At 65.5% G+C, this 16,063-nt stretch carries 20 protein-coding genes; 10 read left to right on the top strand and 10 right to left on the bottom strand.

What is annotated here, in order from left to right:
• Positions 1–2: 2 nt before the first annotated feature.
• The 10 genes from traL to traW are packed head-to-tail and all read left to right on the top strand — an operon-like array spanning position 3 to position 8,005.
• Positions 3–290: a type IV conjugative transfer system protein TraL gene (gene traL, locus O9K64_RS00880; RefSeq protein WP_275096184.1), complete on the top strand. Its 288-nt coding sequence runs from the start codon at positions 3–5 to the stop codon at positions 288–290.
• Complete coding sequence (gene traE / locus O9K64_RS00875) at positions 287–886, top strand: type IV conjugative transfer system protein TraE (protein ID WP_275096183.1); 600 nt, start codon at positions 287–289, stop codon at positions 884–886. The genes traL and traE overlap by 4 nt, the downstream gene beginning before the upstream one ends.
• On the top strand, positions 837–1,541 hold the full coding sequence (locus O9K64_RS00870; protein WP_275096182.1) for a type-F conjugative transfer system secretin TraK: 705 nt from the start codon (positions 837–839) through the stop codon (positions 1,539–1,541). The genes traE and O9K64_RS00870 overlap by 50 nt, the downstream gene beginning before the upstream one ends.
• Positions 1,542–2,846 (top strand): TrbI/VirB10 family protein, encoded by a 1,305-nt coding sequence (locus O9K64_RS00865; protein WP_275096181.1) that lies wholly within the window; start codon positions 1,542–1,544, stop codon positions 2,844–2,846. It abuts the gene before it with no gap.
• Complete coding sequence (locus tag O9K64_RS00860) at positions 2,843–3,652, top strand: DsbC family protein (protein ID WP_275096180.1); 810 nt, start codon at positions 2,843–2,845, stop codon at positions 3,650–3,652. The genes O9K64_RS00865 and O9K64_RS00860 overlap by 4 nt, the downstream gene beginning before the upstream one ends.
• Positions 3,649–4,038 carry a TraV family lipoprotein gene (locus O9K64_RS00855; protein WP_275096179.1) on the top strand — a complete coding sequence of 130 codons (390 nt, stop codon included), beginning with the start codon at positions 3,649–3,651 and terminating at the stop codon, positions 4,036–4,038. Before O9K64_RS00860 ends, O9K64_RS00855 begins: the two co-directional genes overlap by 4 nt.
• A complete protein-coding gene (gene traC, locus O9K64_RS00850) occupies positions 4,035–6,566 on the top strand; it encodes a type IV secretion system protein TraC (protein WP_275096178.1) in 2,532 nt (843 codons plus the stop codon). Before O9K64_RS00855 ends, traC begins: the two co-directional genes overlap by 4 nt.
• Positions 6,566–6,895, top strand: a complete 330-nt coding sequence (locus O9K64_RS00845) for a TrbI F-type domain-containing protein (protein WP_275096177.1) — start codon at positions 6,566–6,568, stop codon at positions 6,893–6,895. Before traC ends, O9K64_RS00845 begins: the two co-directional genes overlap by 1 nt.
• A 38-nt stretch (positions 6,896–6,933) precedes the next feature.
• Positions 6,934–7,422 carry a signal peptidase I gene (lepB, locus tag O9K64_RS00840; RefSeq protein ID WP_275096176.1) on the top strand — a complete coding sequence of 163 codons (489 nt, stop codon included), beginning with the start codon at positions 6,934–6,936 and terminating at the stop codon, positions 7,420–7,422.
• Positions 7,361–8,005, top strand: a complete 645-nt coding sequence (traW, locus tag O9K64_RS00835) for a type-F conjugative transfer system protein TraW (RefSeq protein ID WP_275096175.1) — start codon at positions 7,361–7,363, stop codon at positions 8,003–8,005. Before lepB ends, traW begins: the two co-directional genes overlap by 62 nt.
• 122 nt (positions 8,006–8,127) lie before the next feature.
• Here the strand turns inward: traW and phnP are convergent, their stop codons facing one another.
• From phnP to phnE, 10 genes are read right to left on the bottom strand one after another with little or no spacing between them, the layout of a single operon-like run.
• Positions 8,128–8,889 (bottom strand): phosphonate metabolism protein PhnP, encoded by a 762-nt coding sequence (gene phnP / locus O9K64_RS00830; protein ID WP_275096174.1) that lies wholly within the window; start codon positions 8,887–8,889, stop codon positions 8,128–8,130.
• Positions 8,880–9,446: a phosphonate metabolism protein/1,5-bisphosphokinase (PRPP-forming) PhnN gene (gene phnN / locus O9K64_RS00825; RefSeq protein ID WP_275096173.1), complete on the bottom strand. Its 567-nt coding sequence runs from the start codon at positions 9,444–9,446 to the stop codon at positions 8,880–8,882. The genes phnP and phnN overlap by 10 nt, the downstream gene beginning before the upstream one ends.
• A gap of 10 nt (positions 9,447–9,456) precedes the next feature.
• On the bottom strand, positions 9,457–10,611 hold the full coding sequence (locus tag O9K64_RS00820; RefSeq protein WP_275096172.1) for an alpha-D-ribose 1-methylphosphonate 5-triphosphate diphosphatase: 1,155 nt from the start codon (positions 10,609–10,611) through the stop codon (positions 9,457–9,459).
• A complete protein-coding gene (gene phnL, locus O9K64_RS00815) occupies positions 10,608–11,330 on the bottom strand; it encodes a phosphonate C-P lyase system protein PhnL (protein ID WP_275096171.1) in 723 nt (240 codons plus the stop codon). Before phnL ends, O9K64_RS00820 begins: the two co-directional genes overlap by 4 nt.
• Before the next feature lie 11 nt (positions 11,331–11,341).
• A complete protein-coding gene (locus O9K64_RS00810; protein WP_275096170.1) occupies positions 11,342–12,172 on the bottom strand; it encodes an ATP-binding cassette domain-containing protein in 831 nt (276 codons plus the stop codon).
• Positions 12,169–13,071, bottom strand: coding sequence for an alpha-D-ribose 1-methylphosphonate 5-phosphate C-P-lyase PhnJ (locus O9K64_RS00805; RefSeq protein ID WP_275096169.1), 903 nt, complete (start codon positions 13,069–13,071; stop codon positions 12,169–12,171). The genes O9K64_RS00810 and O9K64_RS00805 overlap by 4 nt, the downstream gene beginning before the upstream one ends.
• Positions 13,068–14,252 carry a carbon-phosphorus lyase complex subunit PhnI gene (locus O9K64_RS00800; protein ID WP_275096168.1) on the bottom strand — a complete coding sequence of 395 codons (1,185 nt, stop codon included), beginning with the start codon at positions 14,250–14,252 and terminating at the stop codon, positions 13,068–13,070. The genes O9K64_RS00805 and O9K64_RS00800 overlap by 4 nt, the downstream gene beginning before the upstream one ends.
• Positions 14,252–14,821 carry a phosphonate C-P lyase system protein PhnH gene (gene phnH / locus O9K64_RS00795; protein WP_275096167.1) on the bottom strand — a complete coding sequence of 190 codons (570 nt, stop codon included), beginning with the start codon at positions 14,819–14,821 and terminating at the stop codon, positions 14,252–14,254. Before phnH ends, O9K64_RS00800 begins: the two co-directional genes overlap by 1 nt.
• On the bottom strand, positions 14,814–15,284 hold the full coding sequence (phnG, locus tag O9K64_RS00790) for a phosphonate C-P lyase system protein PhnG (RefSeq protein ID WP_275096166.1): 471 nt from the start codon (positions 15,282–15,284) through the stop codon (positions 14,814–14,816). The genes phnH and phnG overlap by 8 nt, the downstream gene beginning before the upstream one ends.
• Positions 15,281–16,063: a phosphonate ABC transporter, permease protein PhnE gene (gene phnE / locus O9K64_RS00785; RefSeq protein ID WP_275096165.1), complete on the bottom strand. Its 783-nt coding sequence runs from the start codon at positions 16,061–16,063 to the stop codon at positions 15,281–15,283. The genes phnG and phnE overlap by 4 nt, the downstream gene beginning before the upstream one ends.

Raw genomic sequence — 16,063 nt, 5'->3', positions numbered from 1 at the left:
CGATGGACCAGGAACGCTACCTGATCCCCCGCCGCCTCGATGATCCGCCCCAGTTCTTTTTCTGGGACGCCGACGAGGCCATCCTGGTGATCTTCTTCACCCTGATGGGGGCCTTGCTCGGCCAGATCCTCGTCGGTGTGGTCATCGGCCTGCTGCTGTCGCGCGGCTTTGCGCGGGTGAAGGCCGAGGGCGGCCGGGGGATCATCGCGCGTTTCCTGTACTGGTACACGCCCTCGGCCTGGTGGTTTCGGGGACGTGCACCGAGTCATGTGCGGGAGTACGTGGGATGAGGGAGAGCCGCTACCGCTCCCTGCTCACGGATACGCTCTGGCGGCGCAACCTCTGGATGGCGGTCGCCCTGTTGCTGGCCACCTCCAACTTGGGGCTCGCCTACTGGGTACTCAACACCGATATGCGGGAGAAGACCATCGTCGTGCCGCCGAGCTTTGAGAAGACCTTCTGGGTACACGGCGACGAGGTCTCGCCCGAGTACCTGGAGCAGATGGCGGTCTATTTCGCCGGGCTCGCGCTGACCTACAACCCCGACAACATCGGCCATCAGGTCAACCGGTTCCTGCGCTACGCTGATCCCGAAAGCTACGGTGCGCTCGCCGCGCGACTCGAAGGCGATACGCAGAAGATCCAGCGCAACCGCCTCTCTTCGGTGTTCTATCCCCAGGAAGTCAGGCTCAAAGGCGAGCAGGCCATCCTTGCCGGGCAACTGACCACGCTGGTCGGCAACAAACAGACCGAACAGCGTCAGGCGCGGTTCCTGATCCGCTTCACCTACCGGGATGGGCGGCTGTTCGTCTCACAATTTACGGAGGTACAAGACAGTGAGAATCCATTCGCTCTTGGCGCTGGTTCTGCTCGGCCTGAGTCTTGATGGCCACGCCCTGCAGTTGGTGGACGTGGTGGACGGCCAGACCGTGACCGTGAAGGTATCGAGCAAGGACCTCACCCGCATCGCCATGGCCGACGGGGGCCAGATCAGTCGTGTCTGGGGCCTGGAGGACTATATGCAGGTGGAACCCGACCGTGAAGGCGGCCAGGTGTTCCTGCGTCCAGCGCCCGGTTTGACATCGCGTGCATTCAGCTTCTTCTTACGGGACGACCAGGGCGCCACCCATACCCTGCTGGCGGTCCCCGTGGACATGCCCTCGGATACGGTACTGCTCCGACCGAAGAACCGGGCAGCTGAAGTATCCAATGCAGCCACACTTGCCATTCCCTACACCGAGCGGATCAAGCACCTGGTGCGCGCCCTGGCCCGCGGCGCGGTGCCCGAAGGCTATATGCCTTCAGCCGAGGAACGCGAGATCCCACTGTGGGCGGAGGCCCGCATCGTGCTGACCGCGCGTTACAGCGGCGAGCTTATGGGCGAGGTGTACCAACTCACCAACATCTCGGATGTCGAAATGCGCCTGGATGAGCGCGAGTTCGCGCACCTCGCTACCGACATCAAGGCGGTCGCCATTGTGGAACACCGCCTGGCACCCCAGCAATCGACCCGACTCTATCTGGTCAGGGAGGGGCGGTAGATGGACGACAGCCGCGGCATAAAACACCGCCAGGTCTGGGTGACGCTCACCGCGGTGGGCGCACTGGTCTCGCTGGTGATACTGGGACTCTACCTCTCCGATCCGGCCCGCCGGATCGAGCAAGCCGCCAATACCAAGGAGGTGGTCAATAACTACCGCACGCCGGCGAGCAATCTGGATCCCAGCGAGGTATGGATCGCCCGCTCCGAGACTGAGCTGCAGGGGTTGAAGCAAACGAATGCGGAGCTGCGTCGCCAGATGGACGAACTGCGCGGCCGGCTCGAAGACGTACAGCGCCAGCAGCGTGCGGACGCCACGGCGACGACCCGGGCACTTCCACCGCCTCCTCCGCCTCGGAGTCAGTCAGTGGCCCAACCGTTGACCGATAACACACCCCCACCTCAACAAGCGAACGAGACCGCCCAAAACACATCCGCTGTTGCTGCCAACAATCAACTGCTGCCTCCCCCTCCGGCACCCAGACGATTCGACAGCACGACTCGCCGCGCGACGACCGCATCCACCGGCGCGGGACCCGGCATCCTGGTGGTCGATCTCACGGCCAATCCCAACATAGGGGACGGCAAGCGTGCCGATGGGAAAGACAACAAGTATGCGGGCACCGGTAAACCGGTCACGCATCATGTCCGCGACTTCCTGCCGGCCGGGGCCTTCGCCAAAGCCGTCATGTTGTCCGGCCTCGACGCACCCACCGGCGGCCTCGCCAAGACCAACCCGCAACCGGTGCTGCTGCGTCTGCTGGATCACGGCACCCTGCCCAACCGTTTCCGCTCCCGGGTGCGGGAGTGTTTCGTCACCGCCGCCGGCTTTGGGGACCTGGCTTCCGAACGCGCCTACCTGCGGCTCGAGAAACTGAGCTGTGTGCTGCGTGACGGCACCGCGCTGGAGGTCGCCCTGAAGGGCTTCGTCGCCGGCGAGGACGGCAAGGCAGGGCTGCGCGGCCGGGTGGTGAGCAAGCAGGGACAGCTCATCGCCCGCGCCCTGGTCGCCGGCGTGGCCAGCGGGATCGGTAACGGTGTCGCTCAGTCGTTCACCTCCTTGTCCTCCAGTGCCCTGGGCAACGTGCAGAACATCGATCCCGGCAACATCGCCCAATTTGGCGTCGCCAACGGCTTCTCCTCGGCGCTGGACCGCATCGCCCAGTGGTATCTGGAACGGGCCAACGAGGTCTATCCGGTCCTCGAGGTGGACGCCGGCCGGGTGGTGGAGGTGGTGCTGAACGAAGGCCTCGAACTCGGGGTGGATATGCTCAAGAACGCCAACGACACCGGAGGATCCTCATGAAACTGACCCACCATCTGCTCGCTGGCCTGCTCGTGATCCTGGCGAGCGGCCTCACCCCCGTAGCAGCCGAGCCGGCGCAGAGCTTCGCCGCCATCGAACAGGCAGTACGCCAGGCCATGCCATCGACCAGCATCGATACCATCGCACCCTCTCCGATTCCGGGGCTGGTGGAGGTCGTGGCCGGCCGGAATATCCTCTATGCGGACATCTCGGGCCGCTGGCTGGTGGTGGGCCACCTCTACGACCTGACAACCGCGCGGGACGTGACCGCCGAGCGCAAGGCGCAGCTTGCGCGTCTCGACTGGAAGGCGTTGCCGTTTGATGCGGCTGTGCACTACGGCGAGGGACCCTTGCGACTCGCCGTCTTCTCCGATCCCGACTGTCCCTGGTGCCGCAAGCTCCATCAGGCGCTGAGGCAGGCCGAGGGCATCGAGGTATGGGAGATCATGTTCCCCGTTCCCGCACTGCACCCGGAGGCCCGCGACAAGGCGGTGGCCATCCTCTGCGATGCGCGGCCAGCCGATACGCTCATGCGTATCATGGATGGAACGGCCAAGGACAGCGAGCCACCTGCCGCCGACTGTACCGAACGGGCGCGCGAACTCGTCGATCAGGCCATGGCCTTCGGCCGCGCCCATGGCATTCAGGGCACCCCGACACTGGTCGCTCCGGATGGGCGCGTCCACAACGGTTACCTGCCCATCGAGCAACTCAGAACCTGGCTGGAACAGGGCGCCGCCGGGTCCACGGATGGACCCGGTAGCGCGACACCGGACGCCAACGCCGAGCGGGAGGTGGCGCAATGACCAAGGCGCTCTTTTCATCCCTGGCGCTGGTCCTGCTGGCCGGCTGCGCCGGCAACCCCAAATACGCCTGCGGCGTACCCGATGGCGTGGGCTGCAAGCCCGTCGGTGAGATCTATCAAGCCTCGGTCACGGGTACCCTGCAACGCGGCCGCCTCAATGGTGATGGCGGAGACGAGTACGACAAGAACGAGTCATCCGACCAGCCGCGTGCAAACGCAACGGACGCGCCCATCATCGCCACTGTGCAGCCGGGCGATCCGCTGCTGACGCGACCGAGGCACATCCGCGTCTGGATCGATCGCTGGGAGGACAAAACAGGCGATCTCCACGACGAGACCTACCTCTACCTGCGGCTGGACAACGGCACCTGGCGGCTCGGGCAATGATCGGCCTCACCGACATCAAACAGCTCGTCACCCACGAGGTCCGGCAATGGTTCCGGGAAGAATCACCGGGTAGCGCCTACGCCGCCGGTGATCTGCCGCCTTCGCTGCGCACCGCGCGCCTGCTGGCCGAGCACCATCCTCTGGCCGGTCTCTTGCCCTACGAGCGTTTCGACCCGCAGACCCAGCTGTTCTTCAACGAGGACAGCGTGGGTTTCATGCTGGAGGCCACGCCGGCGGTGGGGCTCGGCGAGAATCAGCTCAAGGTACTGAGCGGGCTGTTCACCCAGGGCCTGAAACCCGGCACCTCGGTGCAGCTCCTGTTGTATGCCTCGCCCGATGTCCTGCCGCTGTTGGAGCATTGGGCGAAGGCCCGCCGCGGCAGTAAGAGCAACGGCCAGGATGCCGTGTTCCGATTTCTCGCGGACAAGCGCGTCGACTATCTGCGCCGAGGTAACTGGCGCTCGCTCCTTTCGGACCAGCCGATGCTGGTGCGGGACTTCCGGCTGTTCATCACCGTGCTGCGACCCGCGACGAAGAGCACCGGCGACGCCGCCGAGACCCAATGGCTGTCGCGCACCCGGGAGGCGATCCGAGGCATCCTCTCTTCGGCGGGCCTGCCGAGCCGGACCGTGGACGCCGATGTCCTCGTCAACCTGCTGGATACCCTCCTGAGCCCGGCGCAGGACCGACGCATCCCACTGCATTGGGAAGACGACCGCCTGCTCAAGGAACAGGCGGTGGACGGCGACACCTTGCTGCTGGTCGGCCGCGACGGCCTGGGGCTCGCCCGCGGCGACCACGTGGTCGAGGTGCGGCCCTACTCCGTCCGCCAGTATCCCCAGTCCTGGGCGGGCTGGGGGATGAGCGACCTCATCGGGGACCTGTTCGGCAACACCCTGCGCCTGCCGTGCCCGTTTCTCTATACCCTCACGGTGCACATGCCGGATCAGATTACGGCCGCTCATGGCGCGAAGATGAAGGCGGCGCGTGCGACCCAGATGGCGGACTCGGCCATGGGGCGCTTCCTGCCTGCCTGGCGGGAGCGCAAGCAGGACTGGGACTTCGTCACCCGCCTGGTGGAGGGCGGACACAAGCTGTTGCAGGCCCACACCCAACTGGTGCTGTTCGCCTCCCGCGATGAGGGCGACTACGCCGATCAGCGGCTCCGCGCCCTGTTCGAATCACGTGGCTGGACCCTGCAGAAGGACCGGTTCACCGCCTTGCACGCCTTTCTTTCCAGCCTGCCGCTGATGCCCGGTCCCGGTTTCGTGGAGGAGATGCGCACCCTGGGCCGGCTGCGCACCTTCCTCACCTGGTCCTGCATCAACACCGCACCGGTGATCGCCGAATGGAAAGGCACCGGCACGCCCCTGCTGATGCTGCTCGGCCGGCGCGGCCAGGTCATGCACGTCGATCCCTTCGACAACAAGAAGGGCAACTTCAACGTCGCCGTGGCCGCGGCCAGCGGCGCCGGCAAGAGCTTCTTCACCCAGGAGATGGTCACCAGCCTGCTCGGCACCGGGGGCCGCGTCTGGGTCATCGACTCGGGGCGCAGCTACGAGCGGCTCTGCCACCTGGTGGGCGGCACCTACCTGGAGTTCTCCGAGGGGACGCGCATCCGACTCAACCCCTTCACCGGCATCCGCGACATCGCCGAAGAAATGCCCATGCTCAAGGCGGTCCTGGCGCAGATGGCCGCTTCCAAACAGGGGCTCAACAGCTTGCAGACCGCCTTTCTCGAAGAGGCCATCAAGGCGACCTGGGGCGCCCACGGCAACCACGCTACCATCTCCGAGGTCGCCGGCTGGCTGCTCGGAAACGACGACGAAAGCGCGCGCCGTGTCGGCCGCATGCTCTATCCCTACACCAGCGAGGGCAGCTACGGCCGTTACTTCGAGGGCGCGGCCAACATCGACCTGGACAACCCCTTCGTGGTGCTGGAGCTGGGTGAGCTCGATGCCCGTCCGGATCTGCAGACCGTCGTGCTCCTGCTGCTGATGATGCGCATCACCGAGGCGATGTACCTGGGGGATCGCAACCAGCGCAAGCTCTGCATCATCGACGAAGCCTGGCGTCTAATGGGCGAAGGCAACGCCGGGCAGTTCATCGAGCAAGGCTACCGCACGGCCCGCAAATTCGGCGGGGCCTTCATGACCATCACCCAGGGCATCGACGACTACTTCAAGTCGGGCACCTCCAAGGCCGCCCTGGACAACGCCGACTGGGTGTTCCTGCTGCGCCAGAAGCCGGAATCGATCAAGGCCGCCGAGAACAGCGACCGCATCATGATGGACGAGCCCCTGCGCCGGCTGCTGACCAGCGTCGACACCCAGCAGGGCAAGTACTCGGAGATCGCCATCATGGGACCCGGCGGCACCACCATCGGCCGTCTGGTGGTGGACCCCTTCGCCGAGAAACTCTACTCCACCCGCGCCGAGGAATACGCCGCCATCGAGACGATGCAGCGCCAGGGGATGAGCCTGGTCGAGGCGATCGAGCGCTTGGTGGAAACCGGAGGAAGCCGCTGATGCCCCGCTGGTCATACGGCCTGCTGTTCGGACTGGCGGGTGGACTGATCGCTCTCCTCGTGGAACGCATCGTCTTCCCACCGCTGACGGTCGCCCAGGTGGACCTCGCCGGCCTGGTCAACGAACACGTCCGTCATCCCGACTTGATGAAGCTGCCGGACGCGGAACGCTCGATGGATGCGGCACGATTCGCGGCCCGCCTGGAACAGGAGACCGCGAACCTGGCGCGCGACTACCGCGTCGTCATCCTCGCCGCCCCGGCCCTCATCTCCGGCGCCCCCGATCTCACGCCGGTGCTGCGCAAGCGCATCGAGGCGCCAAGCCCATGACACTCCAGACTGCGGTCCTCCAACCCACGAAACTTCGCGTGCAGATCCGCCGATTCCTGCGATGGCTGGGCCTGACGGTCGGCATCGTCCTGCTCATCTGGCTCCTCTCGCTGACGCTCTCGCCCTGGTACCGCATCGGTATCAACGGCACCGAAAGCCTGCCGGGCGTGCTCTACCTGGTGCTCAAGACCGAGGCCCCGGCCGCCCGTGGCGATCTGGTCGCCTTCTACCCGCCGCAGAATCGCTTCTATCCGCAGGGCATGTTCTTCATCAAGAAGGCCATGGGCGTGCCGGGCGATGAAGTCACCCGCGAGGGCCGGGATTTCCATATTAACGGCGAACACATCGCCACCGCCAAGACCCGTTCGCGCTCCGGCCAGCCCCTGCAGGCCGGACCCACTGGGGTGATCCCGGCCGGACGCTACTTCGTGTGGACACCCCACCCCGACAGCTACGACTCACGCTATGAAGACATCGGTTGGATTTCCAAAGATCACATTATCGGTCGCGCTGTTCGCCTGTTCTAGCGTCCTGCTCGCCCGTGACCTCGGCGTGGTGGGACCCGTCTACCCCATCGCCGAGCAGGACATGCTGCAGACCATCGAGCAGCGCCTCACCGCGCTTGAGGCAAGCGGCGAGCTGACGCGTCTCGAAGATGACGCCAAGGCCAGGTACCAAGCCTATGTCGAACGCCCAGAAGGCGTGCAACTACCACGTGCGACGAAGAACCACACCTACTATGTCGATCCCAGCCTCACCGTGCCCTACGACATCAAGGACCATGAAGGCCGTATCATTCACCCGGCGGGCACGACGGTAAACCCGCTCGACTACATGACACTATCGAAGCAACTTCTGTTCTTTGACGGAGACGACCCTGTGCAAGTCGAGTGGGCACGGGCGATGGTTGAAAGCAATTCAGTGCATATGAAACCCATCCTGACCAATGGACCCGTGCTGGCGCTCATGAAGGAATGGCAGGTTCGCTTGTACTTCGACCAGCAGGGTATGCTGATTGAACGATTTCATATTCAGAGAGTACCGGTGATAGTGACCCAGGATGGAACGCGACTTACGGTGGTTGAATACGGTCTCAGTGCCCAAAAGTAAATAACTCTGATCAGACAACTTAGACATGATGCTTTGACCTGCCCTATCTCAACGTTGAGTATCAGCACTTTCGGGGCAAGTCAAACGAGTCGATATACAGCTCGATCAGTACCCGGAGAGTTTCAGCCAGCCAACGTGACGTCGGTGTTATCAGTGGCAATTCGGACGCCTTGGGGCAGAGTCGGTCGGTGTTCAAGCAGCCAGGCGTCCAGGCTGTGGTCGAGGTGCGTCATCCATGCTCGCGCCGAACCGATCTCGTCGATAGTCGCGAGGGCACGGTCCCAGTCATTGTGATTGCCTGGCGACGGGGCCTGAGGGGGATGGGTGCAATCGATGACGAGGTCCACGGGTCGCCATTCACGAAGAAAGCACTTGGTGCGAGAGGGTAATCCCACCGTGTCTGTGAGATAGGCGATTCGCTCGCCTCCCGTATCCTCGATGGCATAACCGAAGGTAGGCTTGGAGTGGATCAAAGGCAGCGGCGTGAGTTTGAACGGACCGATGTTCAGTGGCTCAAATTTGCGCAGCACCTGAAACCGGAGCAGTCCGGGATTCCTGTACAGGTCCGCGCAGCCTGCCGAGTCCGGTGGTCCCATGACGGGAATGGTATCGCCCACGCCCCAGCGTAGATGAAACAGACCCTGCACGTGGTCGGGATGGTAATGGGTCAGCACGATGGCGGTCAGGGTGCCGGGGGGAAAGCGCTCGTGCAGATTCATCAGGCCGGCATCGATCAGGATTCGTGTTTCGCCCGACTCCAGCAAGGCGGAACAGGGACGCCGCGCATACCGGCTGTCGCCTCTGGCGCGCTCGCAGGCCGGGCAAGTGCAGCCGTAGAACGGTACGCCGCCCGCCGCGCCGGTGCCCAGAAAGGTCAGGCGCATGCGTTGATCCCGCCGCGTCGGCGGATCAATGCCACCAGCGCATCACCTGCCTCCTCCAGTCGAGTGTCGTTGCGGATCACCTCCCCGCCGGATCTCCCGCCCTGCATATTCTGATGCCTTGCCAGGCGCCGCTCTATCTCCTCGGCGGTTTCACGCCCGCGCTCGTGCAGACGTTGGCACAGGACCCCCGGTGACACCTCGATCCAGACCGGGAGCAACTCGGGACAAGCCCGGCGCGCTTCGCTTAAGTAAGCCCTCGAGCCGTTGACGACGACCGTCACGCCTTTCGCCAGCCACTGGTTGATTTCGATGCCGATGCCATAGGCATGCCCGTGGCTGTACCAATGCAGGGCGAAGAGACGCGCACAGAGGCGAGCCTGGAATTCTTCATCGCTCAAGGCCACATGGTTTTCGCCGCCGGCATCGGCGGGGCGAGTGATGTAGCGGTGTGCGAATACCACCCCCGGCTCGCGGGCCAGTTTCCGCCGGGCGTACTGCATCAGGCTATCCTTACCGCTGCCGGAGGCACCGACGACATAGATCAACGGGGTGCGCATCTGCCGATCCTCACCGATGATCGAAGTGCGCGGATAGCGCCGACTTGCCGCCCGACCATACCCGCTCGGCCTGGGGCAGGCCGCCAAGATGCTTGACCGCCACCAGGTCGGCGCGCATGCCCACGGCAATCTCGCCACGATCATCGAGCCCCGCCGCCCGGGCCGGGTTGCGCGTCACCAGGGCGACCGCCTGGGGTAAGGTGATGCCGGCCAGTTCCTGCAGTCTCATCACCGAGGGCAACAGCGCGGTGGGCGAATAGTCGCCGCACAGGCAATCGGCCACGCCGGCCAGCACCGCGTCGAGCGCCCGCATGTTGCCCGACTGGGACTTGCCGCGCAGGATGTTGGGGGCGCCGAACAGCGTGGCCAGCCCGCTTTCGCGGGCGGCGCGGGCGGTCTCCAGATTGATGGGGAACTCGGAGATCACCGCGCCAAGGGCCTGCACCGCAGCCACCTTGTCCGGCGAGTCGTCGTCGTGGCTGGCGATGGCGACACCGTGGGCGCGGGCCTGGCGGGCCAGAGATTCCATGCGCGCCATCGCGCCCCGGGCGGCCTCGACCTTGCGCGCGAGAATCTCGTCCAGCGCGCCTTCTTCCGTCTTGTAGGTACGGGCGAGATAGCCGCGCCAGGCTTCCACGTCGCGGAACTGGCCCTGCCCGGGGCTGTGGTCCATGAAGGAAATCAGGTGGGCCTCCCCGTTCTCGATGAGCGCTTGCAGTACCGGCGGCGCCGTCTCGTCGGTGACCTCGTAGCGTGCGTGCACCCGGTTGTCCACAAGGGCATGCGGCTGCCAGTCGTGGACGGCGCGGGCAATCTCGGCGGCGAAGGCGTTGTTGCGCACGCCCAGTTCGTGGTTGGCGAAGGAGAGCGCGTGAAACACCGTGGTGATGCCGGCGGCGGCATTGCGCTTGTCGGCCTGGGCGCAGGCGAAGTCGAGCGGGAAATGCACGCCGGGACGGGGCTCCACCTCCTTTTCGAGCGCATCGCAGTGCAGGTCGATCATGCCGGGGATCAGCAGCCGACCGGAGAGGTCGATGATGCGCGCCTCGCCGCTGGTCTCCGGGTCGAGGGCGGCGATGCGGTCGTCCTCGATCAGGACGGCGACGTCCTTGCGCACCTCGTCGGCCAGCACGACGTCGGCGTGGGTCAAAAGAAAACGGGTCATGATGTGCAGGTCTCCAGAAGTTCGGTGGCGGCGACCGGCGGCGTGAGCTCGACGACGCGATCGGCCAGGCGGTTGACGAGCTCCGGTTGATGGAAGATGGCCAGCATGGCCACGCCCTCGGCCTTGATCCGTTCGATCAGATCCACCACCCGCCCGGTGGTCGCCGGATCGAGACTGGCCGTGGGCTCGTCGAGCAGCAGCAAGCGCGGCCGGGCGATCAGCCCCCGTGCGAGATTCACGCGCTGCTTCTCACCGCCGGAGAAGGTCGCGGGCGGCACGCCCCAGAGGCGTTCGGGAACATTGAGCAGGGCGAGCAGTTCCGCCGCCCGCTCGCGAGCGCCCCCCGCGCCTTCCCCGCGCGCCAGCAGCGGCTCCGCGACCACATCCAGCGCGGCCTTGCGCGGCAGGCAGTGAAGAAACTGGGTGACGAAACCGATATCGCTGTGGCGCAACTCCAGGATGCGGTGTTCCGAGGCCAGCGCCAGGTCGGTGACGTGGTTGTCGCGGTCGCGATAGAGCATGCGACCGCTGGTCGGCAGGTAGGTGCGATGGATGCACTTGAGCACCGACGACTTGCCGGCGCCGGTGGGGCCGATGAGCGCCGTGAGTGCACCGGCCTGGACCTCCAGGTGGACGTCGGCGCAGGAGGGGATCAGCTTGCCCTGTTCATACAGTTGGAATTGCTTGGACAGCGCCTCGACTTTGAGTACGGGTTGCATGGCGCGACTCCTTACAGGCTGGAGGCCACCAGCCGCTGGGTATAAGCGTGCTGGGGGTCTTCGAGAATTTGGTCGGTCAGGCCGGATTCGATGACCCGGCCATATTTCATGACGATGGTGCGGCCCGCCAGCAGGCGGATGACGCCCAGATCGTGGGTGACCACGATCATGGCGGTGCCCAACTCCTGCTGGATCTCCAGGATCAGATCGAGGATCCGTGCCTGCACGGAGAGGTCCAGGCCAGTCGTCACCTCGTCGAGGAACAGCAGGGGCGGCTGCGTGGCCAGAGCCTTGGCGATCTGCACGCGCTGTTGCATGCCGCCGGAGAACTTCTTCGGCGACTCGTCCATCCGCTCCGGCAGCACCTCGGTGCGCGCGAGCAGCCGCCGCGCCCGTTCGCGTATTTCGCCATAATGCGACAGGTCACTCATCAGCAGCCTCTCGGCGATGTTGCCGCCTGCGGAGACCTTGAAATTCAGGCCCAGGTGTGGGTTCTGGTACACCATGCCGAAGCGGTGGTTGCGCAGCCAACGCTGCTCGGCGGCGTTCAGCGCGAACAGGTCCCACTGGCGCTCGCCGTCAAAGAACAGCACCTCGCCCACCGTGGGCGTCTCATCGAAGAAAAGGGTCTTGACCAGGGTCGATTTGCCGCTGCCCGATTCGCCCATGATGCCGAGGATCTCGCCGGCGCGCAGGTCGAAGCTCACACCGTGGGCCGCCACCACCGAGCCGCAATGGGCGCAGATGTTGGTATCCATGTCAGGGCCGGTGCTGTCGAAGCACCGCGGGCAACCGCGGCCATGGATCTTGGACAGGTTCCGTACTTCAAGCATCTGGTTCATGCGCGGGCCACCTCTTGCTTGCCTGCGGCGGCAAGCCGCTCGTTGCAGTAGTCCGAATCCGAGCACTGCCAGATCCTGGCTCCGTCGTCGTCGATCAGCTCGTCGAGGAAGCTGTCGATGGCTCCGCAGCGCGCGCAGGCCCGGCGCCGGCCGTATTCGTCGGTGAAGTCTTCGGTACGGAAGGGCACGTCATCGAAAGCCAGCGGGTCGGCCTGGCTATAGGGCGGCACCGCGTAGATCTTCTTCTCGCGGCCGGCACCCAGCAGGATCAGCGCCCGGTTCTGGTGCAGTTGTGGCACGTCGTAGCGCGGGATGGGGCTCGGGTCGATCACGTAGTGGCCATTGATGCGCGTGGGGTACCGGTGCGAGATGGTGATCTCATCGAACTGGACAATGTCTTCATACAGTTTGGTCAGCAGGCGGGAATAATCGCCCTCGCCGTGCATGGTCTTGCGCCGCGCCTCGGACGGCTCGACCACGACCAGCGGGTCGGGGTACGGCACCTGCAGGACGAGCACCTGCGCTTCGGTGAGCGGCATTTCCGGCACGCGGTGGCGCGACTGGATCAGGGTGGCGTCCCGGGTGTGTTCGGTCGTATCCACATGCGGGCAGGTCAGCTCGATGAACTTCCTGAGATTGACCGCGTTGACCGAGTCGTCCGCGCCCTGGTCGATCACCTTGACCGTATCGCCGGGCCCGACCAGCGACAGCGTCACCTGCAGCCCGCCGGTGCCGAAACCTCTGCCCATGGGCATTTCGCGCGAGGCATAGGGCGTCTGATAGCCAGGAATGCAGATCGCCTTGAGAACCGTGCGCCGCACCTCGCGTTTGGCGTATTCATCGAGAAAGCCGAAGCTGTAGCCAGCTTCGTTTTGTGGCAGCTCATAGCCGGGATTCATGACTGAACTCCTTCATCATTGCGCCCTGCCGCCTTCCCACCGGCCTTCGTCCGCGTGGTGCGCAGGCGGTCCATGTCGGACTGGAAGGTGACGTAGTGCGGCATCTTGTAGTGATTGGCGAAGCCCATCGAATCGACGCCATCGACGTGCAGGAGCACGAACTCGGGGTCTTCGGAGGGGTTGGACGGGCCATCGCGCATGCCTTTCTGCAGGGCGCGGTCGAGGATGGCCATGGAGATCGCCTTGGTCTCGTTGTGGCCGAAGCAGGCGCCGTAGCCGAGGGTGAACACCGGCGGGCCGCCGGATTCGCCTTCGTCTTCGGTCGCTCCCGGCTTCCTGCCTCCCGCGACACTTGAACTTCCCTGTTCTTCGTACATGGCCACGACTTCACACTCGGTCATCAGCACCTCGCCCGCCTCGGTGGGTTCGCCGGTCACCGGATGCGGCAGCATGACCGGCAGGGAGCCCACGCGCAGCTCGGCGATGGTCGGATGCACGTCGCCGTAGCCGCGCATGTTCGAATAGGCGATCGCCAGCAGGGAGCCGGTTTCGGCGCGGGCCATGGTGGCGAGCGCCGCCGAACGGGGCACAGGGAACACCAGCGGTTCGCGGGTGATATCGAAGGCGGGTTCGCGTGGCTGGCCGGCGGGCGGCAGCAGCCCCTCGGCGCGCAGCGCGTCGACCACCTTGGGAAAGGTATCGGGCAGGTCCGTCTCCGGCACCTGGGACAGGAAGCGACGGGCGATACCGCGGAAGGTCTCCGGCGACTCGCCGGCCAAATCGAAACGCATCAACCGCAGGGCGTAGTCGAAGGTGGGGCCGAGCATCTGCCCGTCCGGGATGTCCTTGAAGGCGCTGGAGATGCGCCGGATCAGCCGCATCCGGCCGGTGTCCTGGACCGGCGTCTCCAGCAGCCGTGGCTTGGTGGAGCGGTAGGCGCGCAGCGCGAAGGCGGCCTCCAGCGTGTCGCCCTGCATCTGCTTGAGGGCCAACGCCGCGAGACGGGGGTGGTAGAGCCCCCCCTCGGAGACGACGCGCGACGTGAGCAGACGCAACTGGTGCTCGATCGCCGCCAGCGTTAGTGGCCGGCCGTCTTCCCCTTCGGCAGCGCGCAAGGCTTCTGCGGCGCCGGCCGCGCCTTCGATGGCACGCCCGCCGCCCTTGATCGCAACGTATCCCATCAGTGACCTCCTTCGAATTTGATGCGCGTCGTGCGCGGCAGCGCCGCGAGCCGGGTCCCGTCGACCAGGATCACATCGACGCCCAGAGGGAAAGCGCTATTCCAGGCGGCGCGCCGGGCGAGCCAAGTCGGATCGAGGCCGCCGACGGCAAGCGTCGCGGCACCGTCGATACCGGGGCCGGACAGCGAAAGTGGCGCGCCTACGCCCAGACTTTCCACTTGCAACACGACGGTTGCGCCCCGTTCCGGGGACTCCAGGGTGCCGAGGGACGGCTCGAAGGCGGGGGCGAGATCGCCGCGGGCGACGATGAAATGGGCCTTTTCCGGCGCCGCGCGCCGCGCGCCCAGACGACGCCAGTCGTCCGCACCGATCAGCCCCTGCGGATCGGCGAGCGCGATCTCGGCATCAACCAGCGTGGCCAGTAGCAGGGACAGGACCGGCGCCGCATCGGTACGCGCCACGGACGCCACGCGACCCGGATACGAAAACGCCTCCAGCAGGCGGCGAAACACGAACTGCTGGGTCAGCGGCTCCCAGGCGGAGGGTTGTATGGAAGCGATCTCAGACATCCTCGTCCTCCTCATCGGTGGTGCCGAGCAGGGAGAAATCGACCCGGGTCGCCGCGAGCTGAGCCCGGCGCTCGGCCGCGAGCGCCTCGCAACGCTCCCGGCCTCGCTCCAGCAGGGGCACGACTGCTTCGGCACCGGGCAGTCCGCCGGCGAGCACTGCATCGAGGATCGCCACGGCGCGGGCGAGACCCGACCGGTCATCGAGCAGTTGGGCCCCGCCTTCCGACTGCCGTCCCTCGGCGGTGGTCACGCGCACATGAGCGCGGGCCAGAGGGATTTCGCCCAGGAAGTAAGCATCACGCAGTGCGCTGTCGCGCAACTGCATCAAACCCAGGCCGGCCTGCGGGAGGGTGAGATCTTCCACCGTGTGCCGGTACGCCAGGTCCGAGGCGGCCTGCTTCACTTCGGCCGCCGGGTGCGCGCAGAGCAGACGCGCCCAATCCGCGCGTTCATAGAGTGTCATTGGAGTTTTCCTCGTAACCAGGTAGAGAGATAATCGAAGGCGAGCAAGGTCGCCAGGATCACGGCGATCAGCGCGGCCGACTCGTCGTACTTGAACAACCGCAGGGTGTCGTGCAGCGCCAGACCGATGCCACCGGCGCCGACCAGGCCGAGCACGGCGGCCATGCGCACGTTGCGATCCATGATGTAGAGCGTGTACCCCAGCGCCTCGCGCAGGATCGACGGCCAGCCGGCGTACATCACCACCTGTGTGTGGTCGCCGCCGACGGCGCGTACCGCCTCGATCACGCCGGGATCGACACGCTCCAGGCTCTCGGCGAAAAATTTGCCGAGAAAGCCCGCGGTATGCACCCCGAGAGCGAGCGAACCGGGCAGTGGTCCCAGCCCCATCGCAGCCACGAAGATCAGCGCCAGCAGCAGGTCCGGCATGGCGCGCATGAAGCTGAGGATCTCGCGCGCGATGCGGTACGCCCTGGGGCCGGTGGTGAGATTGCGCGCGGCGAACGGCGCCAACGCGAAGGCGACCACCAGGGCGAAGAACGTGCCCCAAATCGCCGTGGCGATGGTCTGCGCCAACAGTTTCAGATATCTAGACAAGTCAGAAAAATCGGGATCGCCATAACGGCCGAAGTATTCACCGATGTCGGCAAGGCCCCAGGCCAGCGCCTGGAAGGAGATGTCCAAGTCGACCACGATCAGCCAAAGGACGGCGATCCAGGCCGACAGCCACACCGGCGTCGGGTTGAATGGTTTTCTGGGCAAGGGAGTCCGGTTTGTCAT

The organism is Sedimenticola hydrogenitrophicus (genome assembly GCF_029017505.1).
Taxonomy (GTDB): Bacteria; Pseudomonadota; Gammaproteobacteria; order Chromatiales; family Chromatiaceae; genus Sedimenticola; species Sedimenticola hydrogenitrophicus_A.
The sequence above is the reverse complement of the archived record's forward strand: the minus strand, read 5'-3'. Positions and strand labels throughout refer to the sequence as shown.